The sequence below is a fragment of the Agrobacterium sp. V1 genome (assembly GCF_030518355.1).
Taxonomy (GTDB): Bacteria; Pseudomonadota; Alphaproteobacteria; order Rhizobiales; family Rhizobiaceae; genus Agrobacterium; species Agrobacterium cucumeris.
In genome coordinates, this window is the sequence record NZ_JAULSF010000001.1 from 754,594 (window position 1) to 778,312 (window position 23,719).

Here is a 23,719-nt window from a genome sequence, read left to right on the forward strand (position 1 = left end):
AAGCGGGCCAAGACTGTGAACAGTCGTCCCGGAGAGACAGGAAGCCGTTGCGATTTTGCGTGACGATGTCTAGCTTGGACCGGGTTGAACGGGTTTGCCAGCGGTGCCGGATTTGAACGGCGCATGAGGGCTTCTAACAGGGCAGGGTGCCGCAAGGCATTCCCTTCAAAATAAAGGTCGAGGAAACCGACATGAGCGATATCGCAGAACGCGTAAAGAAAATTGTAATTGATCATCTTGGCGTTGACGCCGACAAGGTTGTCGAAGGCGCCAGCTTCATTGACGATCTGGGCGCTGATTCGCTCGACACCGTTGAACTGGTCATGGCTTTCGAAGAAGAATTCGGCGTTGAAATTCCCGACGACGCAGCTGACTCGATCCTGACCGTTGGCGACGCCGTCAAGTTCATCGAGAAGGCCCAGGCCTGATCGACCTTCATGGGGGAGGTGCAATATCCTCCCCATCTTGGCCCGGCTCGTCCGGGCCAATGTTTTATAGAGAGACGGTACGTGCCCGAACCGGCGCGCGTTCCAGGCTCCGCATAAGCTCCCCGGCCGGAAACGGTGCGCGGCGAAAATTATGCGGACATTTGAAATGCTGCAGCGTCTCGCAAACGTCAGTTCATGGCGTCCGGCATTGCAGAAAAGACCGATGATTTGGATAAGGGCGGAGCATTGGCGATGAGGCGTGTCGTTATCACCGGTACCGGCATGGTATCTCCTCTTGGATGTGGAACGGAAGTCACCTGGGAAAGGCTGCTCGCCGGCCAGAACGGCGCCCGTCTCGTAACTGAATTCGAAGTCGAGGACCTGCCCGCAAAGATCGCCTGCCGCATTCCCGTCGGTGATGGCTCCAACGGCACCTTCAATGCCGATGACTGGATGGAGCCCAAGGAACAGCGCAAGATCGATCCTTTCATCCTGTACGGGATGGCCGCCGCCGACATGGCGCTTGCCGATGCGGACTGGCATCCGGAAACGGATGAGGACCAGATCGCGACAGGCGTTCTGATCGGCTCCGGCATCGGCGGCCTGGAAGGCATTGTCGAGGCGGGCTATACGCTGCGCGACAAGGGCCCGCGCCGCATTTCACCATTTTTCATTCCCGGCCGTCTGATCAATCTCGTATCCGGCCAGGTTTCCATCCGCCACAAGCTGCGCGGACCGAATCATTCCGTGGTAACGGCCTGCTCGACCGGTGCGCATGCCATTGGCGACGCCGCCCGGCTGATCGCGCTTGGCGATGCCGACGTCATGGTTGCCGGTGGTGCCGAATCGCCGGTCTGCCGCATCGCGCTTGCCGGTTTTGCCGCATGCAAGGCGCTTTCCACCCAGCACAATGATGACCCGCAGAAGGCATCCCGCCCCTACGACCGCGACCGCGACGGTTTCGTCATGGGTGAGGGCGCGGGCATCGTCGTTCTGGAAGAGCTGGAGCATGCCAGGGCGCGCGGCGCGAAGATTTACGCCGAAGTCGTCGGTTACGGCCTTTCCGGTGATGCCTACCACATCACGGCCCCGTCCGAAGACGGCGAAGGCGCCTATCGCTGCATGCTGATGGCGCTGAAGCGCGCGGGTCTCACGCCTGACGATATCGACTACATCAATGCCCATGGTACCTCCACCATGGCCGATACGATCGAACTTGGCGCAGTCGAGCGGCTTGTTGGCGAATCGGCCTCGAAGATTTCCATGTCTTCCACCAAGTCGGCCACCGGCCATCTGCTGGGTGCGGCGGGTGCGATCGAAGCGATTTTCGCGACGCTCGCGATCCGTGACAACATCGTTCCGCCGACGCTGAACCTCGACAATCCCGATGTCGAGACGAAGATCGATCTGGTGCCGCACAAGGCGCGCAAGCGGCAGGTCAATGTGGCGCTCTCGAACTCTTTCGGTTTCGGCGGCACCAACGCCTCTCTCGTGCTGCGTCGTTACGAAGCATAATTGCGGCGGCGGCTTGCCGCCGCTGGCGCCCTCCCACCGGGTGCTGACAAAGGACGTTCTTTCCTTTGAAGAACGCATTGCGGCTTGCGAAAGCCATTCCGGTTTTCGCGCCGATATTGTAGTCGTTTATGGGAAGCGTTTGCCGGTTCGGGGTGATTTCCGGCCGCAGGCTGCTTCCTCCATCGGCTTTGTCCGAAACGATGTTCGTGAAGCGGAATAGCAAGCCTTCACGATATCTCTATGTGGTGCAGGAAGACATTCCGAACCTGTTTTTGCCGCATTACCTGCGCAAAAAGCGCTGACAACGCCGAACTGAAAAGGACCGACGGTGAGCGACACGAACCAGAACAGCCAGGGACCATACGGACAGAACGGCGCGGGCGAATCCAATCGCGGCCCGATCATTCCGAAATCCCCAACCGAGGCGCTGCGCCCGGAAAAGGTGCCGGCCCCGCCGAAGCGCTCCCGCAAGGCCCATGGCCAGCTAGTGATCTTCCTGAATTTTCTGATGACGCTTGCGGTTGCCGTCTGTGTCCTGGCCATTGCCGCTTTCTATTACATGATCAATGCGTTCCAGGAGCCCGGTCCACTTCAGACGAACACACATTTCACGGTGCGCAACGGCGCTGGCATTATCGAGATTGCCAATAATCTCGAACGCAACGACGTCGTTTCGAATGCCCGCATTTTCCGCCTGATGACCGGCAGCTACCTGCAGAAGGACCAGACGCTGAAGGCGGGCGAATATGAGATCAAGGCCGGCGCATCGATGAAGGACATCATGATGCTGCTGGAATCCGGCAAGTCGATCCTTTATTCCGTGTCGCTGCCCGAAGGTCTGACCGTCAAGCAGATGTTCGCGCGCCTTGCCGCAGACGAGGTACTGGATGGCGAATTGCCCTCCGCCTTGCCGGAAGAAGGCAGCCTGCGCCCTGATACCTATCGCTTTACCCGCGGCACCAAGCGCGAAGAGATCATCAACCAGATGAGCGCGGCGCAGGACAAGCTGATCGACATGATCTGGGAACGGCGCGACCCCGACCTGCCGATCAAGACCGTCGAGGAATTCGTGACGCTCGCCTCGATCGTCGAGAAGGAAACCGGCAAGGATGACGAGCGCGCCCATGTCGCCTCCGTCTTCTATAACCGCCTGAAGAAGGGCATGCGCCTGCAATCCGACCCGACGATCATCTACGGTCTGTTCGGCGGCGACGGAAAACCCTCCGACCGGCCAATCTATCAGTCGGACCTGCAGAAGCAGACGCCGTTCAACACCTATGTCATCAAGGGCCTGCCGCCGTCTCCCATCGCCAATCCGGGCCGGGCAGCACTTGAGGCGGTTGCCAATCCGTGGCGTACCGACGACCTTTATTTCGTTGCCGATGGCACAGGCGGCCACGTCTTTGCCAAGACGCTGGACGAGCACAACGCCAATGTCCGCCGCTGGCGCAAGATCGAGGCGGAAAAGGCGGCAGCCGGCGCCAATCCGGATGTGGCCGTGGATGGCCAGCCGGGCGGCGCAGAGGCGGAAAAACCGACCAACGACTGATTGATGATCCTGACCGGGCCCTGCCAAACGCAAGGCCCGGTTTTGTACGGCATGACGGGGGGCTTCCAGATATGACATTGCAATCGATGACCGGCTTTGCGCGCAGCGAAGGAACATCTGGCCGTTACCGCTGGGCGTGGGAACTTCGCTCGGTAAACGGCAAGGGGCTTGATATGCGCCTGCGCCTGCCGACCGGTCTGGAAGCGCTGGAAACGGCCCTGCGGGAAATTGCGGGCGGGCACCTTTCCCGCGGCAACATCCAGGCAGGATTGACGCTGGCCATTGCGGAAAACCGGCTGGAGGCCGTCATCAATCGTGATGCTCTCGCCGCTGTTCTGGCGCTCAAACAAGAGCTTGGCGATGTCGTGGAAGACAAGCCGCTGAGCTTCGATACGCTGCTGTCACTGCGCGGTCTGGTCGATTTTCGCGAGGCGGAAGATGACGCTGAGGCGCAGGCCGCACGCAACGCCGATGTGCTGGCCGGTTTCGCAGTTGCCATCGAGAAGCTGAAGGACATGCGCGAGCGGGAAGGCGCCTCGCTGTTTGCCATCCTGTCCGGGCAGATCGACAGGATCGAAACGCTTGTGGAGCTTATTGAAAATGATCCTTCCCGCCAGCCGGAACAGATCGCGGCAAGGCTTGCCCAGCAGATCGCCCTGATCGGCGAGGGCATGCACGGGCTCGATCGTGATCGCCTCCACGCCGAGGCGGCGCTGATCGCCACCAAGGCGGACCTGCGTGAAGAGCTGGACCGGCTGCGCGCCCATGTGCAGGCTTCGCGTGAGCTTTTGGCAAATGGCGGGCCTGTCGGCCGCAAGCTCGATTTTCTTGCACAGGAATTTAACCGCGAGTCGAATACAATCTGTTCCAAATCGAACGCCAGTGCGGTAACCGCAGCAGGCATAGAGCTGAAAGTGGTTATCGACCAGTTCCGCGAGCAGGTCCAAAATCTGGAGTAGACCCCATGGCCCCGGTGAATGATTCTCCCGTCACGATTGCCCGCAGAGGGCTGATGCTGGTGATTTCTTCACCATCGGGCGCAGGCAAATCCACGATTGCCCGCAACCTGCTCGACAAGGACAAGAATATCGGTCTGTCCGTCAGCGTCACGACGCGCCCGCGCCGCCAGAGCGAGATTGACGGCATCCACTACCATTTCATTTCCAAGCGTGAATTCGAGCGCTTGCGGGATAGCGATGCGCTGCTGGAATGGGCGGAGGTTCATGGCAATTTTTACGGCACCCCGCGCGGGCCGGTGGAAGATGCCATGGCTGTTGGCCGCGACATGCTGTTCGATATCGACTGGCAAGGCGCCGAGCAGCTTCAGGACAAGATGAAGGCCGACGTCGTCTCGATCTTCATCCTGCCGCCGACCATGACCGAACTGCAATCGCGCCTGCACCGCCGGGCAGAGGACACCGAAGAGGTCATCAAGACGCGCCTCGTCAATTCCCGCGCTGAAATAGAGCACTGGCGCGATTATGACTATGTCATCCTCAACGACGACCTGCAGGCGGCCTTCGAAGCCGTGGAGGCGATCGTAAAAGCCGAACGCGTCCGCCGCGACCGCCGTCACGGCATGTTCGATTTTGTGCGGGCGCTGCTCGAGGAAGAGCCGCAGCTCTGATTTACGCTGCGGGTCCACGCGCCAGCCATTGACGGGTCAGTCGCTCGTCCATGGCATCTTCTGCCCATCCATGGCCCGCGTCGATCGTTTCCAGAATGACCTCCGCACCGGCTGCAGCCAGTTGACCGGCCAGATGCGGGGCATCGGAGGGGTGACGCCGGTCGTCACGGGCGCCCGCAAGCAAAAGTATGGGATACCCTGCGAGGTTTGGAAGAGGCTGTTCACTCCTCGGAGATAGTGGGCGAAGCAGGATAGCGCCCTTTGACGGATGGCGGTCCTGACATATCGTTTCAGCCGCAATGATCGCACCGTTCGAATATCCGACGAGAACGGGTCTTTGCCCCGTCTGCTGAAACACGAAGGTGACAAACCGGCATAGTCTGGCAGCTTGATGTTTCAGATCGTCGATATCGAGCTGTCTGTCAGGCCTTCTGCGAAAAAATGCGAAGCCATTCTCCCAGGGAACAGCCCCTCTCGGCGCATATAAGACGCCCTTAGGAAAGGTGGCGCGGCCAAAGGAGATGAGGTCCTCTTCCGTTCGTCCCGATCCATGCAGCAGGACAACCGCGCAGTCGGGTGTTTCGGTGGGAACATCGAGCTTGTAGTGAAAACCGGCATTCTCCACGCTTGTTCCTCTAATCGCAGGGTCCACGAACCTGTGTCCCACCGTCCAGAACAGTGCATCACAGAGCGTGTTACAGGCAATTCGCCAATGTCACGAATTCCTCCACCGACAGCGTTTCCGCCCGTCGTGTGGGGTCAATGCCCGCTCTTTCCAGCAGCGTTTCGCCGCCAAGGCTCTTCACGCTCTGGCGCAACATCTTGCGCCGCTGACCGAAGGCGGCCTCGGTCACTTTTTCAAGCTTGGCGACATCGCAAGGCAGCGGCTTGTCCTTGGGCAGCAGGTGCACGACGGTGGACGTCACCTTCGGCGGCGGGCTAAAGGCCTGCGGTGGCACGTCGAAGGCCATTTCCGATACCGTGCGCCAGCCGGCGAGAACGCCAAGGCGGCCGTAATGATTGTCGCCTTCCTCAGCCACGATGCGCTGGCCGACTTCCTTCTGGAACATCAGCGTCATGGAGAGCCAGAAAGGCGGCCACGCTTTTGGCAGAAGCCAGTTGACCAGCAATTGTGTGCCGACATTGTAAGGCAGGTTGGCGATGATACGCACCGGTTCACCGGCGGGAATCATCGCCTCGAAATCGGTCTTGAGGGCATCGCCCTCAATCACCTCGAGACGCCCGGGATAATGCGCTTCGATTTCCGCCAGCGCCGGCAGGCAGCGGCTGTCGCGTTCGACGGCGATGACCTTTTTGGCACCGAGCGAAAGAATGGCGCGGGTGAGGCCGCCAGGTCCCGGGCCGACCTCAATCACCGTCACGCCTTCAAGCGGCCCCGCTGTCCGGGCGATCTTCTGGGTGAGGTTGAGATCAAACAGGAAGTTCTGCCCAAGGGATTTCTTCGCATCGAGCCCATGGCGCTGGATGACATCGCGCAGCGGCGGCAGTCCGTCTATGGCCGCCATTATGCGACGGCCCGACTGCGGGCGGAAATTTCCGCCGCCATCTTCAGCGCCGCCACAAGGCTTGCCTCATTGGCGATGCCCTGACCGGCAATGCCGAAGGCGGTGCCGTGGTCCGGCGAGGTGCGGATGAAGGGCAGGCCGAGCGTGACATTGACCGAATCGTCAAAGCCGAGTGCCTTGGCCGGAATGAGTGCCTGATCGTGATACATGCACACGGCGACATCATAGCGCTTGCGGGCGGCGTCGTGGAACATGGTATCGGCGGGCAGGGGGCCGAAAGCATCGATCCCGTCTTTGCGTAGCCGCATGGTCGCCGGATGAACCACGTCGCGGTCCTCGGTGCCAAGCGCGCCGTCCTCGCCCGCATGCGGGTTAAGCCCGGCAACCGCCAGACGCGGAGCTTCTATTCCGAATTTCTGCCGCAGATCGGCATCGACGATACGGCATGTCTCGACAATCAGTTCTTCGGTCAACGCTGCCGGCACGTCTTTGACGGGGATGTGGATCGTGACCGGGACGACGCGGACCTTGGGACCGGCAATCATCATCACCGGCATCACCTGCTCACCCCTAAGGCGCAAAGCGAGATCGGCCAGAAATTCCGTGTGACCGGGAAATCCGAAACCCGCTTCGTAAAGCACGGATTTTGCAATCGGATTGGTGACGACGGCTGCAGCCTTGCCCTCAACAGTCAGGGAAACGGCGGTTTCTATCGCCTTGATCGTCGCATGCGCGGCTCCGACATGTGGCTGGCCTGCCTGAACCTCGAACCCGACGGGAAGCGGCAGGACTGGGAAAGCGCGATCGAAAACGCTTACGGCATCCGCCACATCGCAGGTCTCGATATTGACCGGAATGCCGATCAGTGCCGCACGGCTGGCCACCACATCGGGATCACCGATAAAGATAAACGGCGGAAGACCGTTCTCCTGACGCCTGGCCCAGGCGGCAATGGCGATATCAGGGCCGATACCGGCTGGATCTCCCTGTGTCAGGGCAAGCGGCAGGGATGCATGTGTCACGGAAAGACCCGACTTTCGTATCAGTATCAGGTGTTGACGATCTGCGCCTTCTTGCGCAGCTCATCCATATACTTCTTTTCGTTCGGGTTTTCGCCGTCCTTGGCCTTCATCAGGTCTTCGGACTTGAACACCATCTCCGCCGCATAGTCGTCGGAAACCTGACGCTGCTTGCAGATGGCCAGATATTCGACACCCTTTTCGGTCACGCGCGTTCCGGTGGTGCCGCCTTCCTTGGTCTTTTCAACCAGCGCCTTCCAGTCTTCCGGCAGCTCAGGCGCGAGAATGCGGCCAAGATCCTTGATCGCCACGTCGCGCATGGTTGCTGCAAAGGTCATGGCCTGGTCGCAGCCGGGATAACGCTTGCGCGAGGCTTCAGCCTCGGATTTGCGTTTGCCGGTAATGGAATTGCGCTTGGACTCCGGGATGACGAAGATGACCTGCTGCAGGAAATATTCGGTCGTGACCGGCTTGTTGCCACGTTCCTGCAGGCGGGTAACGAGGTCCTGGTTCGACATCTTGCCGCGTGCGCCATAACGGGCGTTGACAAGGCGAGGCCAGCTCATCTGCACGGCGATGAAGGCTTTGAAATGGTCAGCGCCGACGCCCGCCTGTGCCAGCACCTTCGACAATTGATCCGGTTTCATCTTGTTGTTGCCGGCAAAACGCGCAAAAGCGGCATCGACCTCATCGGTGCTGACCGACATTTTCACACGGCCGATTTCCTCGCGTTTCAGTGCCTCATCGACCAGCTGCTCGCGCGCCTTTTCGTTGAGATTACCGGACTGGCGCTGCAACTTCAGGAAGGCGACGCGTTTGGCAATATCGTCATTGGTGATCGGTGTCTTGTTGACGACGATCTTGACCGTGGCGTCGGCGAAAGCCTGGCCGGTATAGGGCACGGCGGCCATGGGAACGGCAAATATCGCAAAGGCGAAAGCAGCGCCACGCAAAGCCGTCTTTCCGAAATTCATCATGTCCTTCTCCCTTTCGTCGGGCAGGGGCCTGTCTCCCTGTCCCGCCAGTCTGTTCTGCCTGACGGTGGAAATTTCACATTCCCCGGCCTGTCAGACCTGCATTTGCGCGTCCGCGCCGCGATTTTGCCACGTATATATCATCGCGATCCGCAGGACGGCAATGTGTCGGTTTGTTGAAAGAAAACCCGATAGAGGTTTATACCCGGCCGACACTGGCGTGTTGTTGCGGCGAAACCGTGACTTTTACTGGCTGAATGGCAAAAAGGCGGGTCACGATGCTGCGTGACCCGCCTTTAAACTCAGTAATTATTCGGCTTCCAGCCGATATCCATATCGGCCCAGTCTTCATTTGCGGAGCCGACACTGATATCGCCGAGCGTGCGGAACGCCAGACGGGCGTTGATCGACCAGTCATTGGCGGCCTGCCGAGTGGAATTGATGTTGCCCTCGTTGGAATAGCTGACCGTCAAGATCGTGCATTCGTCCTGGTAGGCAATGCCGATGCGGCGCTCGGAGGCAAATTTTCCATTCAGATCGTAATTGATCGAGCCGAAGAGCGACCAGTTGTCATCCATGCGCAGCATGCCGGAAGCCTGAACGATGTCGCGGTCTTCGTTATAGCCATATTTTGGCTGCGCCTTGACCTGGGTATAGCTGACCTTGCCGGTGATGCGGCGGTCAGAATAGCTGAGGCCTGTCTCCGACCGGTTGACGTCGAAGTTGTCCTTGTCGAGACGCAGGCTCGATGACAGCGAAAGGCCGATCGGTGCATCGAAGGCGGCCATGGCGACGTAATCCGAACGGTCGGATTCGAGGCCGGAATCAGCGCCGACATTCGCCAGATCATAAGAAGCGAAGGAGTTTTCGCCCGCCAGATGGAAAGACTGGCCGACAACGGCGCGAACGCCGTAACCGTTGTCGAACGTGCCATTGTAGCGGAAGCCAAGATTGGCGCGCGTGCCGCCTTCGATCCGGTCGAAACCGGAGAATTTGTCACGCTCGAACAGATTAGTCGCATCGAACACGAAAGCCTGCGCATCTTCATTGGGAAGACGGCCGGAATATTGCTCATTCGGACGCACGAAGATCTGTGCGATCGGTTCGATCACGTGACTGCTGTTAAGCGCCGTGAAGAGCCAGGGATAACGCACCTCAAGACCGCCGGTGACCATGCCGCGGAACGCCGCGTCATCATGCATCATGCCTTCATAGGCATAAGACGTGCCGCCAGAGGTGAAGCTTGCCGGGGACATGTCCGTCCACAGGGCATCGCCACGTGCAGCGAGGATCGGTGTGATCTGCAGGCCGCTATCCATGGTGAAGGTGCGCTTCCACTCGGCTTCGGTGGAGAGGCGCGTATAGTCACCCTCAAGTCCGTTAAAGCGCGAATAGCCACCAAGAGCGTATGCGTCCTGCTTCAGGCGGGTGATGCTGGTCAGGTTGGTGGTCAGCGAAAGCTCGCCACCATAGATCGGATCCGGAACGAAATAACGGTAATCGACAACCGGATGAACGATCGCCTGCTTACGTTCCTGAGATTCGGTATCGTCCGTATTCTGAACGTTGAAATAATAACCGCGGGCGTCGAAGCTGTTCCGTTCACTCGCGCCGCTGAGGTAGATCTGGTTGGTCTGGACGTCGTTCTTATAACCCTTCAGCCCGTAGGTGCGTGAAAAGTTGTTGTCGGTCTGCACCATGGCATCCCAGCCGAATGCCCAGCGCGGATTGATGTTGAAATCGCCCTTGCTGGCGATCATGCCGCGATTGTCGTTGAGCGCGTCGCTGGTTCCGGCCGTGAAGGTTTCGGATTTCAGCTGGCTGATGCCGGCGATCGTGACCGTATGCATGCCGGTTTCGAAACGCTGGCGCAGCTCCGCCTGCAACAGCAGACCCTGCGTCGTGTAATAGGTCGGCGTAACCGTCACATCAGATGTGTCGGACAGGACCTGGAAATAGGGAACGCCGATGCCAAAACCGAGATTGTCGGTAATGCTCATCTGCGGGAACAGGAAGCCGGACTTCCGCTTCACCGTATTGTCCGGAACCGTCAGAAACGGCACATAGGCAATGGAATGGCCAAAAAGCTGCAGGCGGGCTTTTTCCAGCCGGATCGTATGGGTCTTGCCGTCCTGAACGACGCGCTCTGCCTTGACCTGCCAGAGCGGCGCCTTTTCAGGCTTTGCGGCGCAGGGCAGACAGGCGGTGTAGACGCCGTTGTTGAGGACCATCAGGTCGCCTTCGAGACGCTCGGCGCTTTCACCCGCGATGCGGGTATTATCAGGGGTCTCGACGCGCAGCGCGTTGACGAATCCCTGGCCAAAGTCGTCGGTAACGTCCATTTCGTCGGCATAGATCTTGTTGCCGCCGGGTTCGATCAGCTCGATATTGCCATGCGCGATCACACGGCCGGTCTGCTGATTATATTCCACTTGCTGGGCCACCATGCGGTAGCCCGAATATTTCATGCGAACCACGCCCTTCGCGATGACGCGCTGGGAGTCGCGATTATAGGTCAGTTCATTTGCTGTAAGCAGGAGTTTCGAATCGTCTTGGCTTGCAGACGCAAGCAACCCGCCCTGGCCAAAAGCGACCGGGCTTGATGCCAAATACGCGCACACAGCGGCACCCGTCAGAAGGGCCGTCCAAAGCCGCCTGATATTCCCGCGGTCATATACCGCCACTAGCCGTCCTCCTGATGAAGCAGAATGGTTGCCCCCAAAGCCAACGCCACGACGACTGGAACCCAGACCGCGACGGTGGGAGGGACAACACCACCACTCCCGAATGCCCTTACGAGCACGGTTACTACATAAAGCACGAAGCCGGAAACGATTCCACCCAGAATCACGGAACGCGATTGGGCGAAGCGGCTGAACTTTAATGAAACGGTCGCGGCGATCAAGGTCATCGCAACCAGAAGCAGGGGCGTCGATAGCAGGAAATGATACTGCGTCTCAAGCGCTTTTGAAGACAGTCCAAAAGACTTTGCAACTTCGATCTTGTGAGAAAGATCAAAGAAAGCAACGGTTTCCGTCTGTGTCATGCGTTCCTGCACGAATTCGCGTCTCAGATTGGTACTGATCTGCGTGCTCTCTTGCCGAACTGGCACATGCCCGGCACGCGTTTCCGTCACACCGTTAAGAAGCCAGTAACCATCTTCCAACTTTGCCGACTTGGCATCCTGCCGCGAGACGATGTTTCCGTCCTTGTCGAGGTGGATCAGAACCACATCGAGCAGCATCGTTCCGTTGTCCTCGAAGCTCTTGGCGCCGATGATCGTATCCTGGCCGCCGCTCGCCTGACGCATCCATGGAATGATCTGCTGCTGGCGGCCGCCATTGGCTTCGTTGCGCCATCCCGCTTCCATAGCCAGCGACCGATTCTGGCCCCATGCGGCGATGGGGTTCAAAACGACAACGGACAGAATGCCGAGAAGGACGGATCCGAGGACGAAAGGAAGGATGAATTGCCAAGCGGAAACACCTGCTGCGCGCGTGACAACCAGTTCGTAACGTCGATTGAGCGAGATCAGCGTCGTCATGCCCACGAAAAGGGCGATGAAGGGAACGGTCTGTTGCAGAATCAGCGGCAGGCGAAGTGCTGTCAGGCCAAGTGCGCCCGGAACCGAATAGCCCGGCACGCTGGACATGCGCCGTGCCGTCTCGCTGAAATCCGCGAGATAGATGATCGACGATACGCCAAGCACGAACCAGACGGCCGTCATCAGATATCGTTTCAGGAAATACCGGGCAAGCGTGTTGAAAATCATGCGTTGTCGCTCCCCGAATTGCGTGCCAGCCGGCTGGAGAACAGACGGCGCATCCGGCCCGCCGCATCCGCGATAATCTTCGGCATCTTCGGCTTGCGACCGGTTATCAGGATAAAGGCGGCCGCACCGCCGCTGAGACCCGGCACGGCATAGACCAGCGGAATGAAAGCCGCGCTCTGCTTGACCTGGTTGGTGACGTAAAAGCCGAGCCAGCGCAGCATGAAGGCCGTTACCAGCGCGGCGACCATGGGATGCATGCGCGCCTCGCGATGCGAACGGGCATCGGCGGCGATGACCAGCGAGATCAACGCGAAGGCAAAGGCAAACATCCAGTCCGACAGGCGCTTGTGCAGCTCACTGCGGAAGTTTTCCGGCGACCGCTTGTAGCTCGCATTGTTCTCGTCGGGCGACAGAAGGAAACCGAGGCTGGCATCGCCCGGAGACAGCGAGGGTTCGGAATCCTGCTTTTCCGACATGGTCGAAAGGTCGAAGGCGTAGGACAGGAACTTGACGATCGACACCTTGCCGTCAGGTGTCTTCTGCTGCACTTCGCCGTCGCGCATGGTCAGCGATGTGCCGCTCTCATCGATCATGCCTTCCTTGGCATAATAGATGAGATCGAAATTCGGATCGCGGCGGTCGGCGACGAACAGGCCCTTGAGGATCCGGCCCTGCCTTTGGGCGATCTGCACATAGAGACCATCCTGAATGGTACGGAAGGTCTTTTCTTCGATCACCGAGGACAGGAGGTCGGCATAGGCCGCAGCCACCATCTGCCGGGCGGAGTTACGCGCCGGCGGCTCGATGAAATTGGTGATGGTGAAGGAAAGGGCGCTCAGAACGGCGGCCAGAATGAGAACCGGGCGAAACATCACTGAACGCGGCGATCCGGCCGCATCGATGATGGCAAGCTCGGAATCATTGTTCATCGCCGTGAATGTCTGGGTGATGCCGATGACGAGGGCAAAAGGTAAAACAACGGGGATCAGCGTCGGCAGGATCAGCGTCGCGAGCGCCATGAAGGAGCCCATCGACTGGCCTGTATCGGTGACGAGATTGATTCTCTGGAGAACCTGGATGGTCCAGATGATGGCCAGCACCGGCAACAGCGCGACCAGAAACATCTGCGTTGTCCGCCGCAGGATATAGTTCTCAAGAAGCTTCATACGGCCCTGTTCGACATTGTTTTCCCGTGCGATTGCCCGCCGGATTTCCGCCTATCTAATCGCATCGTTTGCAATTGGCTATTCCGGCGTGCTCACAAATATGTTTTGCACGACGATTTTTCCATCGCCTGTGTCTTTTTGTGGAACAAGCTGTCGGTTTCATGACGTAATCGGCCCAGCCGCAAAAATGTCATTCCTTTAACGAATGTGGACCTTTAAGGAATGTCGGCCTTTAAACAAATCAGGCCATAAAAAATGTAGGGTTGCGCCGGGGGCTGAAAAGGCCATGATCGTGCGCATCATGCAATTTGACCATGAAGAGCAGGAAAACATGTCCGCCAAATTCGATATTTCTTTCGCCAATTCCGCTTCGCTTGAAAACTCGCTGGCCGTTGTGCTGCAGGCCTCCGGTGAGGCGCAGGCCGCCGCCGGTGCTTCCGAGGCCGATCCGGGTGGCGTGATCGAGAGGGCGGCGAAGATTGCGGGATTTGCTGCCAAATCCATGACGACGCTCGATGTGATCGCGCCGCAGGGCTCGAGCGCCGACCGATTGCTCGTCATCGGCCTCGGCAAGCCGGCGAAACTTGTTGCGCATGACTGGCTGCGCGCCGGCGGCACCGCCGCCGCCAATTTCCGCAAGGCAGACAAGGTCGCCATCTATCTCGATGCTCCGGGCGTCGAAATCAGCGCGCAGGCTGCTGCGGATTTCGCACTGGGTCTTCTGCTGCGCGCCTATAGCTTCGATGCCTACAAGACCAAGAAAAAATCCGACGACGAAAAGACACCGAAGAAAGTCGATGTCGTCATCATCACGGCCGCTCATCAGGAAGCGGAAAAGGCCTTTGCCGTCTCCGAGGCTGTTGCGGGCGGCGTCGTTCTGGCGCGCGACCTCGTCAACCTGCCGCCGAACGTTTTAGGCCCCGTCGAATTCGCCGAAAAGGCGGAAGAGCTGCGCAAGCTGGGTGTCGATGTCGAGATTCTCGGCGAAAAGGACTTGAAGAAGCTTGGCATGAACGCGCTTCTCGGCGTGGCGCAGGGCTCGGCCCGTCCGCCGCGGCTTGCCGTCATGCAGTGGAACGGTGGTTCCAAGAAGGATGAACCCATTGCTTTCGTCGGCAAGGGCGTCGTTTTTGATACTGGCGGCATTTCGCTGAAGCCCGGCCTCAACATGGAAGACATGAAGGGCGACATGGGTGGCGCCGCAGCCGTCACCGGCCTCATGCATGTGCTTGCGGCCCGCAAGGCGAAGGCAAATGTCATCGGCGTTATCGGTCTCGTGGAAAACATGCCCGATGGCAATGCCCAGCGTCCGGGCGACATCGTCACTTCCATGTCCGGCCAGACCATCGAGATCATTAATACCGATGCCGAAGGTCGCCTGGTTCTGGCGGATGCGCTCTGGTACACCAAGGAGCGTTTCAGCCCGAAATTCATGATCAACCTCGCCACCCTCACGGGTGCGATCACGGTTGCGCTCGGCAATCTTCAGGCCGGCCTTTTCTGCAATGACGACGAGCTTGCGACGCGCCTCGCCCAGGCTGGTGACGCGACGGCGGAAAAGCTGTGGCGCATGCCGCTCGGCAAGGATTACGACAAGATCATCGATTCCAAATTTGCCGACATGAAGAACAGCTCGGGCCGTCTGGCGGGCTCCGTCACCGCCGCGCAGTTCCTCAAGCGCTTTGTGGGTGAAACGCCGTGGGCGCATCTCGATATTGCCGGCACGGCGATGGGATCGCCCATGACCGAAATCAACCAGTCCTGGGGATCGGGTTATGGCGTGAGGCTTTTGAACGAACTCGTTCGCGCCCATTACGAAGATTGATGCGAGCGGAGTTCGAAGTCTGCGGATGACCGAAATTCTGTTCTACCATCTGACGGAATCGAAGCTCGAGGACGCGCTGCCGCCTTTGCTCGAAAAATCGCTGGAACGCGGCTGGAAAGTCGCGATCCAGACGGTGGACGAGGAGCGCCGCGATTTCCTCGACGCGCATCTGTGGACCTTTCGTGACGACAGTTTTCTGCCGCACGCCACGGATGCGTCTCCGGCACCGCAAAGCCAGCCGATTCTGCTCACAGCCTCGGAAGTCAACGGCAACGGCGCAAATGTCCGCTTTCTGGTGGATGGCGCCGAACCGCCGGCGGTAGAGGCCTATGAGCGCATCGTCTTCATGTTCGACGGATATGATGCCTACCAGCTCGAAATGGCGCGAAATCACTGGAAAAGGCTGAAGACTGAAGGTCACGCACTGACCTATTGGCAACAGTCGCCAGAGGGGCGCTGGCAGAAAAAGGCGTAGTTGCCGGCAGGTGTCGAGACCGGCCGCCTGCGGAAGCCCACAAACAGACCGACAACAATTCGCATGTGGCGCCGCATATCGGTTTTTGCATTATGTGCCGGCCGGACGAGGCTTCATATGAAATAGCAGAAGGACATCATCATGGGACAGGCGATATCACGACCGGAAGGGGAAACGGAGCGTCTGGTCGCGGTGAGGTCCATCATGTCCTTCAAGAATGCGGAAATACCGGAACTGAAGGTGCTTTCTCAGCTGGGGCAGGGCGTGTTCGGCGTGCCGCGCGCCGCCGTTCATATCGTCGATGAGGATTGGCTGCATATCGCCGAACAGGTGGGAATGCAGCTGTCGGAATGCCCGCGCGATCTGTCCATCTGCAACCGTGTCATTACCAGACGGGATGTCGTGGCCATTTCCGATCTGACGGAGCATCCCGATTTTCGTTTCATGTCCTATGTGAAAGGCGGCCCCGAACTGCGTTCTTATGCCGGTGCGCCGATCGAACTGGAGGCGGGCCTCGTTGTGGGAGCCTTTTGCCTCGTCGATACGGTGCCGAGAAAATTTTCCCGCGCCGAAATCGACAATCTCCGGCATTTCGCGCTGCTGGCGGCGGCGCTGTTGCGTCTCCAGAAAGCCAATTTCACCATGAGTCTCGCCGAGCGCGAACTGCGCGATGCGGCAATGACCGATCCGCTGACCGGGTTTTATAACCGCAAGGCACTGGAGGCGATCGTTGATGGCCAGCTGGGGGCGGCGCTTCAGGCAAATGAAACCTTTGGTGTTCTCTATCTCGATCTGGATGGCTTCAAGACGATCAATGATACATTCGGCCACCCGGCGGGCGACTGTGTGCTGACTGCCGCTGCCGGACGTATTCGCGATGCTATCCGCAGTGAAGATATCGTGGTGCGCATGGGCGGCGATGAATTTGCAATCTTCATACCGCATCCCAACTCGTCGGTGTTGATGAACGGATTGGCCGACCGGCTTCTGTCCGCCTTCCGTGAACCTTTCGATGTCGATGGTCATGAAGTCACAGCGCGCCTCAGCATCGGCGGCGCGATTGCCCCGCAGGCGGGGGCGGATCGCGCGGCGCTATTGTGCAGCGTCGATGAGGCTCTGTATCAAGCCAAAAAATCAGGGCGCGACCGTTTTGTCAGCCGCGCCCTCTGAGAAGTTCTGAAAACGGCCTTTTTGTCAGTCGTAGAAGGAATCCACGAATTTGTGGCGGCCGAGCAGGAAGGCGTCGGCCACATGGGTCAAGGGCGCCAGATCCACATCGGAGCGGCCGGCCTTGATGATCTCCGCGAAACGCTCGTAAAGGGCGGGATATTCCCGCTCAGGCTGGGAGAGCTTCTCTTCGCCGTTGATCGAGAGTTTTGCGCCGCCTTCCGAAAGCACCATCCGTCCGCCGGCCGTTTCGGCGATGATATCCCAGCTCTGCTTGCCGGTCTGGCGCCAGTCGAACTCGGCCCGCAAAGGCATTTTCGTCACGTCGGAAAAATGCAGGTCCGCAGCGATCGGCGCATCGCGGTTTTCCGGGAATTCCAGCGTCGCCTTGGTCAGGAACAGCGCGCGGGGCAGGATATGGGTGATGATCGAAAGTGCGTTGATGCCGGGGTCGAAGACGCCAAGGCCACCCGCCTGCCAGATCCAAGCCTGGTTCGGATGCCAGTGGCGCACATCCTCTTTCCAGATCACATGCACGCTGTCGATTTTTGTGGAAGCCAGAAATGCCTTGGCCGCTTCCACCGCCGGCGCGTAACGCGAATGCCAGCTTGCAAACAGCGAAAGTCCCTTCGAATCCGCAAGGCGGACAAGATCCTGCACTTCAGAAAGCGTAGCACCCGGCGGCTTTTCAAGGAAAACATGCTTGCCGGCGTTCAGAGCCGCATAGGCTGCCTCATAACGAAACTGCGGCGGCATGCACAGGGACACGGCCTCAATCTGCGGAACCGCTTCCAGCATTGCCTCGATGGTGCCATAGGAGGCGACGCCATCCACGGTGCCATGCCGGCTCGCCGTGGCGATCAATTCGAAATCCGGATTGCCCGCGATGGCTGGAAGATGCTGGTCGCGAACGATTTTACCGACGCCGACGATGGCAAGCTTGGTGGCTGACATGGAGAGGTACCCGTGTGCGTGCTTCATGAAATAAAGTGTGACTTTATAAGTTTCTAGCAGAAATGGCCGAAGGGGCAAGGTGATCGTCCCGGCCGGGAATGGCTTTTTTGATGAGCAATACCGGAAAATAAAACGCTGAATATGTCGTTTCGGAATAAAGTAATATCTGGAATTAGAGGTGATGTTTCAAGTTTAAATCATAAATCCGGCTTTTCAATATTTTTTAATGGTAGTTTTGTAGTTGTTTTGAATAATTGCTGAAATTTGGAACTTTATTTTTTTCTTAAGGGTGTATCAAAGAGTAATTGGATGGTATTTTTATTTAAAGATGACCGGTCTTCCGGGTTCATTCGTAAAATCAATGAAAGCAACCATCGGTTCAATACGTGTGGATTAATTTCGGCATGATTGTCTATAATCGGTACCTGTTTGTCGATACGAACTGGGCGCCGGAGATTATCTGGCTGGATGTTGCCGTCCGGTTGTTTGTTGTCACGCCGCTCCTGTTCCTTTATTTCCCGGCGCGGCATTATGCGGTGCTGGTCGCCCCACAGGCGGGAGCGATTGTCGCTCCGGAGAATTTTACCGGGATGCGAACTGCGGCGGCGATATGGGCCGGCCGTGGCAGCGGGCTCTGTGTTATAGTCCGTACCTCGCAGATACGGGAATTGTGAAAGGCGAACGCCGGAACTCCGGCGGCGAAACAAATAATAACCGGGGATTTGCAGATGATGGAATTGATCGCCGTTCAGGCAGCGGCCGCTGCCGCCGAGCTTCCATTCCTGCTGCTCCAGGCAGCTGCGGTGATCGGCATGGTATCCGTGTTGATCCTCATGCGCCGCAAGATCGCCCTCGATGACCCGCGTTATAAGATTTATTACGGTATCATTTTCGGCGTGGCCGGATTTCTGCTGACGCTTCTGGTTTCCGAGTTTATCCAGCTGCCTTCCAAACCCTATATCCGCTCGGATCTGCTGTTTCTGGCGGGGCTTCTTGGCTCATGGCAGGGTGGCGGAATAGCGTTGCTTCTCGTTGCTGCCGGGCGCTACGTGATCGGTGGCCCCGTGCTGTTTCTTGCCGCTTTTCAGGACATGGTCGTCATCTCGGCTTTCGGGATATTGATGTATGGCTGGATGCGCCGACGCCGTTTCACTGAGCTGGGAATGCGCGATATTCTCGCCGTTTTTGGTGTGCGGTTTCTTGCGGCGCTGTTTGCCATTTCCGTCTCGTTCGGTCTGGGCCTTATCGATCAAGCGCTGTTCTTGAGCGGCGTCGGCCGCCGCACCCTGGGGGCGGTCGTTGTTGGCCTGCCGATGATCACCTGCCTGTTTCTTGTTCTGCGCAGCGAGGCGCGGGCGCGGGAGGAAGTGAGGAAGCGTGATATCGCGGCGCGGACGGATTCCCTGACCGGCCTGCCCAACCGTCGCGCCCTCAAAGACCACATCGAAACGATGGCCCGGCGGGAGCCGCCCGTGCCACACGCGCTCCTTCTTATAGAAATCGTCAATATTGCCGATGTTGCCGCCTGTGAAGGCGAGGACTGGGCCGATCTTTTCTGGCCGCGACTGGCGCGGGAAGTATGTGATGGTGACAGCAGCCTGCTGTCGCACTCCAATGCGCCGCGCAGCTTCATGTTCGGCGATACGACACTTGCGGTGGTCATCGAGGGGGTCTCGCTGGAAAAGTCGGAAAGCGCACGGCTCATGATGCATCTGCATGATGGGCTGAGCGCATTTTGCCGCTCCGCGGAGGCGGGGCCGGCCCCGCATCTGAAGATCGGCGCGGCCAACCTGGACATGCTTTCCCGGCAGAACGTGGCATCATTTCTCAGGCATCTCAGCCTGGCGCTGAGGAGAAGCGAAAATCCGGTGCAGATTTTCCCCTTCTCCTTTGCCGAAAAAGCCAGCCGCGACGAGGGTGTTCGGCAGATGCTGGTCCATTGGGTCAAATCCGGCAGGCCGCCAATATGCTACCAGCCGAAATTTGAAATGCACAATCGCCGCATGATCGGTGCGGAGGCGCTTCTGCGAGCAACCGATGCGCGCGGGCAGGCGCTTTCGCCCTATTATGTGCTGGAAATTGCCGAGCGCCATCGGCTGCTGGTGGAATTCGAGTGGTCGACAATCGAGGCGGTCGTCCGCGACCTCAGCAATCTGCGGAGCCTTGAGCCGGATTTTCATTTGTCTGTGAATATTTCCGCCTCGTCATTTTCGACCCCGCGTTTCGGAGACCGGGTCGTGGCGTTCCTCAGTGAAATGGCGGTTCCGGCGCATCGGCTGTCGATCGAGGTGACGGAAATGAGCCGTGTACCGGCCATCGATGTCGTGCAGCAGAATTTCGACAGGCTGAGTGAAGCAGGCGTGCGGCTGTCGCTTGATGATTTCGGCACAGGTTATGCCGCGCTCACCCTGCTCGCGAGGTTCCCCTTCGAAGAGGTCAAGATCGACCACTGGATGACGTCCCGGCTCGATCAGTCACGCTTCAAGGACGCCATCGCGCTCGCATTCGAAAGCGCCGAGCGTTACGGCGCCAAGCTGGTGACGGAAGGCATAGAGACGGAGGAGCAGAGCCGGCTTCTCATGCAGATGGGCATCCGTTTCGGTCAGGGTTATCTCTATTCGCCCGCTGTGCCGCTCGATCGCCTGCAGCCCCGCAGGGAATGCGCCTAGAGCGTTTGCGGCAAGCCATGTCGTACCGCTCCGTCGGCGCGTTCTGGCTGCCGTGGCATGGTAGCCGGCGTCTTCCGGATTGAATCTTTGCCCGGTCTATGCTGAGGAGGTGCTTTGAAGAACCAGAGTTCCGACCGTGTTTTCCGGTCAGGCGAGCGAACCAATGCTTGAAAAAAACGACGCAGGGAACAGACGAGCCGGAATATCGGCGCAATCGCCGCCAGGGGAAACCGCGGCAAGGGCGGGTAGCGTCACGCAATCGCTGCGCACCATCGCCGATGCCGTATCCGGCCATAGGCCATCGCCGGGTGATCTGCGTCCTGCGCCCGTATTGTCGTTTTTCCGGGTGTTTGCGGTCTGGGCATTGTTGATGGTGGCGGTCGTGTCCGCCCTGGCGGCCTATCAATATGGTAGCCTGCTGGGCGAGCTGGAGCGGCAGAGCGACGCCTTGCAGGCCGAGGCTACGCGCCGGGCGGATCAGCATGATGCCCATGTGACGGCGCTGTCTGCGGTGGCGCAGGCGGAGCAGGGATCGGATCATGGCCTGCTGCTTGCCATCGCCGCACCCATTCTGCAATTTTATCCGCGCATCGATGAAGTCCAGCTGGTCTCGTTGACGGAGGGTGGTCCCGCAGCCGGCACCCGACCGCTGGAAAATGAACTGGCGGCGGATATCCGCAACGCGTCATCGGTGTTTACGGGCAAGCCCGCATTGCTGGCAAGTGCGCTGAGGCCCGGCCATTATCTCATCGTCAAGCGCAGCCCCAATAGCGAGATGGCACGGCAGGCGCTGGTGCTTGCTGTCGATGCGGCACGGCTGCTGGCATCCGATTCCCCCTTCTGGTCGGCGCAACGGGCAGTGATCCGCCTGAAGATGCCGGATGGCACCCTGTTATACGGCCCGCCGCAACTGCCCGTGGAGCCGCAATATGCCCGGCAGCTGAGCAGTGACAGCCAGCCTTTGCTTCTGGAGGTGGCGCTTCCCATCACCTGGCGGGAACTTCTGCCGGGCGGCGCCTTGCTGGCGGCGCTGGCCGGTGCCAGCGTCATTTTTGTGTTCGGCATCGTGATGGCAAGGCAGAGAACACGTATACGCGCCGCCGAAAGACGGGCAGAGCTAAGCGGCATGGAGGCGAGGCTGACCCACGCCTCGCGCGTCAATGCGCTTGGAGAAATGGCAAGCGGCCTTGCCCATGAACTGACCCAGCCCCTGACGGCAATTCTGGCGCAGGCGCAGGCCGGGCGGCGGCTTCTTGCCCGTCAGGATGTCGCAACGCTTTCCGGCGCGCTGGACGATATGATCGAGCAGGCGCGATGCGCCGCCAACATGCTTGACCGTTTCCGCAACTGGTCGCTGCCGCACCGCCATCCGGCCACGGCCCATGATCTGCGCGTTGCGCTGCGTAATGTCGATGCACTTCTGACCGGCGAGGCGGCGCGCCAGCAGGTCGTCATCGATATCCGCCAGCCAGAGGTGCCACTTCTGGTTCGGGTCGATCCGGTGGAAATGGAGCAGGTGATGTTCAATCTGCTGCGTAATGCCCTTGATGCGCTGGCCGGTGCCGAGGGCAAGGGCGTAATCACCGCAACGCTCACCCGCGAGGGCGATCTTGCCCTGTTCGAAGTCGCCGATAACGGCCCCGGCGTGGAGCTGCAATTGCGCGACCGGCTTTTTACCCCCTTCGCAACCACCAAAAACAACGGCATGGGACTTGGTCTCGCGCTCAGCCAGCGGCTGGCGGAGCGCGCCGGCGGCGAAATCCTCTTTATCGAGCAGGACAATGGCGCCTTGTTCCGCGTTGTCCTGCCGGTCACCACGGAGGCAACGAAACCATGACGTTGCCCGTCTATCTCGTTGATGACGACGACGCCGTGCGCAAGGCGCTGATATTGCTTCTGTCCACGGTCGGCATCAAGGCGAAGGGATTTGCCGATCCAACGGCTTTCCTCAGCCATTTGCCGGGTCTCGAGCCGGGCTGCCTGATCTTCGACATCCGCATGCCCGCCATTACCGGCCTCAAGCTTCAGGAAAAGCTGGTGGAGGAAGGTATCGACTGGCCGGTCATCATCATTTCCGGCCATGGAAATATCGAGGCCTGCCGCCGCGCCTTCCGTAACGGTGCCGTGGATTTCCTGTCGAAGCCCGTGGATGAGCAGGATCTTATCGACGCGATCCAGAAGGCGCACCAGACGCTTGCCCGCACGCTGGACGCACGGGCATTGCAGGCGGAAACGGTGGCGCTGCTGTCGCTTCTGACCGCGCGTGAGCGTGAGATACTCGAGCGCATCGCACTCGGTTTCACCACCCGCCAGATCGCCGATGGGCTTGGCCTGTCACCACGCACGGTCGACAGTCATCGCGCCGCCATCGGCCTCAAGCTCGGCACCACCTCACAGGCGGAAATGACAAGGCTGTGGCTGGAGGCCGGCGAAGATCGGTAGAACTACTGACCATCCGGCAAGGCTTACGGATTCGCAGCCGTGTTTTATTTGCCTAGGTTGAAGTCCTCATCAAGCAAGAGGACCTTTTCATGATCCGCAATCTTCTCATCGCGTCCGTTCTGATCGCCCCTTCGGCTGCATTGGCCCAGACGCTGCCGACCGCTCCTTACCTGCCGCTCGAAATGGCTGAAAAGGCGGCCAAGGCAGCGCTTCAGGCTTGTGTCGCAAAAGGTAGCGCCGTCACCGTTGCCATCGTCACCCGCGACGGCGCCACCAAGACGGTATTGAAGGCGGATAATTCCGGCCCGCATACGGTCTCCAGCGCAACCGGCAAGGCTTTCGCCGCCGCATCGCTTGGTCGTGATAGCGGCGAAATCGCGGATTTCATCGCCTCCAAGCCTGCCAATGATGGTCTGCGCAATATGGACGAGCGCATGGTCATCCAGGCCGGCGGTCTGCCGATCAAGATCGGTGAGGCCCTCGTCGGCGGCATCGGCGTCGGCGGTGCGCCCTCTGGCGCCATTGATGTGGAATGCGCCCGCGAAGGCCTCAACGCCATCGGCGCCAAGTAAGCAGCGTCAGATAAATCCGGCGGCTTCTGAAAAAGCCGT

The 23,719-nt window shown here is 59.2% G+C and carries 21 protein-coding genes; 13 read left to right on the forward strand and 8 right to left on the reverse strand.

What is annotated here, in order from left to right; all coding sequences use genetic code 11:
* Positions 1 to 191: 191 nt before the first annotated feature.
* The 5 genes from QSV77_RS03720 to gmk all read left to right on the forward strand — a co-directional run bounded on the left by QSV77_RS03720 (position 192) and on the right by gmk (position 5,119).
* Positions 192 to 428 (forward strand): acyl carrier protein, encoded by a 237-nt coding sequence (locus QSV77_RS03720; protein ID WP_003502080.1) that lies wholly within the window; start codon positions 192 to 194, stop codon positions 426 to 428.
* Positions 429 to 680: 252 nt separating this feature from the next.
* Entirely contained in the window at positions 681 to 1,943 is a 1,263-nt protein-coding gene (gene fabF, locus QSV77_RS03725) for a beta-ketoacyl-ACP synthase II (protein WP_302732566.1), read from the forward strand.
* A 328-nt stretch (positions 1,944 to 2,271) separates the two neighbouring features.
* Positions 2,272 to 3,492: an endolytic transglycosylase MltG gene (gene mltG / locus QSV77_RS03730; RefSeq protein WP_302732567.1), complete on the forward strand. Its 1,221-nt coding sequence runs from the start codon at positions 2,272 to 2,274 to the stop codon at positions 3,490 to 3,492.
* Positions 3,493 to 3,563: 71 nt separating this feature from the next.
* A complete protein-coding gene (locus QSV77_RS03735) occupies positions 3,564 to 4,451 on the forward strand; it encodes a YicC/YloC family endoribonuclease (protein WP_046798811.1) in 888 nt (295 codons plus the stop codon).
* A 5-nt stretch (positions 4,452 to 4,456) separates the two neighbouring features.
* A complete protein-coding gene (gmk, locus tag QSV77_RS03740) occupies positions 4,457 to 5,119 on the forward strand; it encodes a guanylate kinase (RefSeq protein WP_142839495.1) in 663 nt (220 codons plus the stop codon).
* Position 5,120: 1 nt separating this feature from the next.
* Here the strand turns inward: gmk and QSV77_RS03745 are convergent, their stop codons facing one another.
* The 7 genes from QSV77_RS03745 to lptF all read right to left on the reverse strand — a co-directional run bounded on the left by QSV77_RS03745 (position 5,121) and on the right by lptF (position 13,576).
* Positions 5,121 to 5,744: an alpha/beta hydrolase gene (locus QSV77_RS03745; RefSeq protein WP_269698836.1), complete on the reverse strand. Its 624-nt coding sequence runs from the start codon at positions 5,742 to 5,744 to the stop codon at positions 5,121 to 5,123.
* A gap of 70 nt (positions 5,745 to 5,814) precedes the next feature.
* On the reverse strand, positions 5,815 to 6,645 hold the full coding sequence (rsmA, locus tag QSV77_RS03750) for a 16S rRNA (adenine(1518)-N(6)/adenine(1519)-N(6))-dimethyltransferase RsmA (RefSeq protein ID WP_269698253.1): 831 nt from the start codon (positions 6,643 to 6,645) through the stop codon (positions 5,815 to 5,817).
* Positions 6,645 to 7,667 carry a 4-hydroxythreonine-4-phosphate dehydrogenase PdxA gene (pdxA, locus tag QSV77_RS03755; protein ID WP_302732568.1) on the reverse strand — a complete coding sequence of 341 codons (1,023 nt, stop codon included), beginning with the start codon at positions 7,665 to 7,667 and terminating at the stop codon, positions 6,645 to 6,647. The genes rsmA and pdxA overlap by 1 nt, the downstream gene beginning before the upstream one ends.
* A gap of 26 nt (positions 7,668 to 7,693) precedes the next feature.
* Positions 7,694 to 8,641, reverse strand: a complete 948-nt coding sequence (locus tag QSV77_RS03760; RefSeq protein ID WP_269698249.1) for a peptidylprolyl isomerase — start codon at positions 8,639 to 8,641, stop codon at positions 7,694 to 7,696.
* A 299-nt stretch (positions 8,642 to 8,940) separates the two neighbouring features.
* The gene (locus QSV77_RS03765) at positions 8,941 to 11,322 is read right to left on the reverse strand and encodes an LPS-assembly protein LptD (RefSeq protein ID WP_302732569.1); all 2,382 of its coding nucleotides are present in this window, start codon (positions 11,320 to 11,322) and stop codon (positions 8,941 to 8,943) included.
* Positions 11,322 to 12,410 carry an LPS export ABC transporter permease LptG gene (gene lptG, locus QSV77_RS03770; RefSeq protein WP_271360998.1) on the reverse strand — a complete coding sequence of 363 codons (1,089 nt, stop codon included), beginning with the start codon at positions 12,408 to 12,410 and terminating at the stop codon, positions 11,322 to 11,324. The genes QSV77_RS03765 and lptG overlap by 1 nt, the downstream gene beginning before the upstream one ends.
* Positions 12,407 to 13,576, reverse strand: a complete 1,170-nt coding sequence (lptF, locus tag QSV77_RS03775) for an LPS export ABC transporter permease LptF (RefSeq protein WP_302732570.1) — start codon at positions 13,574 to 13,576, stop codon at positions 12,407 to 12,409. The genes lptG and lptF overlap by 4 nt, the downstream gene beginning before the upstream one ends.
* Positions 13,577 to 13,907: 331 nt before the next feature.
* On the opposite strand from lptF, the gene QSV77_RS03780 reads away from it, so the two are divergent.
* From QSV77_RS03780 to QSV77_RS03790, 3 genes are all read left to right on the forward strand, one after another.
* The gene (locus QSV77_RS03780; protein ID WP_302733880.1) at positions 13,908 to 15,401 is read left to right on the forward strand and encodes a leucyl aminopeptidase; all 1,494 of its coding nucleotides are present in this window, start codon (positions 13,908 to 13,910) and stop codon (positions 15,399 to 15,401) included.
* Positions 15,402 to 15,426: 25 nt separating this feature from the next.
* Complete coding sequence (locus QSV77_RS03785) at positions 15,427 to 15,876, forward strand: DNA polymerase III subunit chi (RefSeq protein WP_271361000.1); 450 nt, start codon at positions 15,427 to 15,429, stop codon at positions 15,874 to 15,876.
* A gap of 141 nt (positions 15,877 to 16,017) precedes the next feature.
* Positions 16,018 to 17,046, forward strand: a complete 1,029-nt coding sequence (locus QSV77_RS03790) for a sensor domain-containing diguanylate cyclase (protein ID WP_302732571.1) — start codon at positions 16,018 to 16,020, stop codon at positions 17,044 to 17,046.
* Positions 17,047 to 17,070: 24 nt separating this feature from the next.
* Here QSV77_RS03790 and QSV77_RS03795 read toward each other — a convergent pair whose 3' ends face one another.
* Positions 17,071 to 17,997 carry a Gfo/Idh/MocA family protein gene (locus QSV77_RS03795; RefSeq protein WP_302732572.1) on the reverse strand — a complete coding sequence of 309 codons (927 nt, stop codon included), beginning with the start codon at positions 17,995 to 17,997 and terminating at the stop codon, positions 17,071 to 17,073.
* 404 nt (positions 17,998 to 18,401) lie between these two features.
* On the opposite strand from QSV77_RS03795, the gene QSV77_RS03800 reads away from it, so the two are divergent.
* The 5 genes from QSV77_RS03800 (at position 18,402) to QSV77_RS03820 (ending at position 23,680) form a co-directional block, all read left to right on the forward strand.
* Entirely contained in the window at positions 18,402 to 18,671 is a 270-nt protein-coding gene (locus QSV77_RS03800) for a hypothetical protein (RefSeq protein ID WP_302732573.1), read from the forward strand.
* A gap of 54 nt (positions 18,672 to 18,725) precedes the next feature.
* Entirely contained in the window at positions 18,726 to 20,666 is a 1,941-nt protein-coding gene (locus tag QSV77_RS03805; RefSeq protein WP_302732574.1) for an EAL domain-containing protein, read from the forward strand.
* 163 nt (positions 20,667 to 20,829) lie between these two features.
* Positions 20,830 to 22,503 (forward strand): sensor histidine kinase, encoded by a 1,674-nt coding sequence (locus QSV77_RS03810; protein ID WP_302732575.1) that lies wholly within the window; start codon positions 20,830 to 20,832, stop codon positions 22,501 to 22,503.
* Positions 22,500 to 23,108 (forward strand): response regulator transcription factor, encoded by a 609-nt coding sequence (locus tag QSV77_RS03815; RefSeq protein ID WP_271361006.1) that lies wholly within the window; start codon positions 22,500 to 22,502, stop codon positions 23,106 to 23,108. Before QSV77_RS03810 ends, QSV77_RS03815 begins: the two co-directional genes overlap by 4 nt.
* Positions 23,109 to 23,197: 89 nt before the next feature.
* Positions 23,198 to 23,680, forward strand: a complete 483-nt coding sequence (locus QSV77_RS03820; RefSeq protein WP_142839506.1) for a heme-binding protein — start codon at positions 23,198 to 23,200, stop codon at positions 23,678 to 23,680.
* Positions 23,681 to 23,719: the final 39 nt, after the last annotated feature.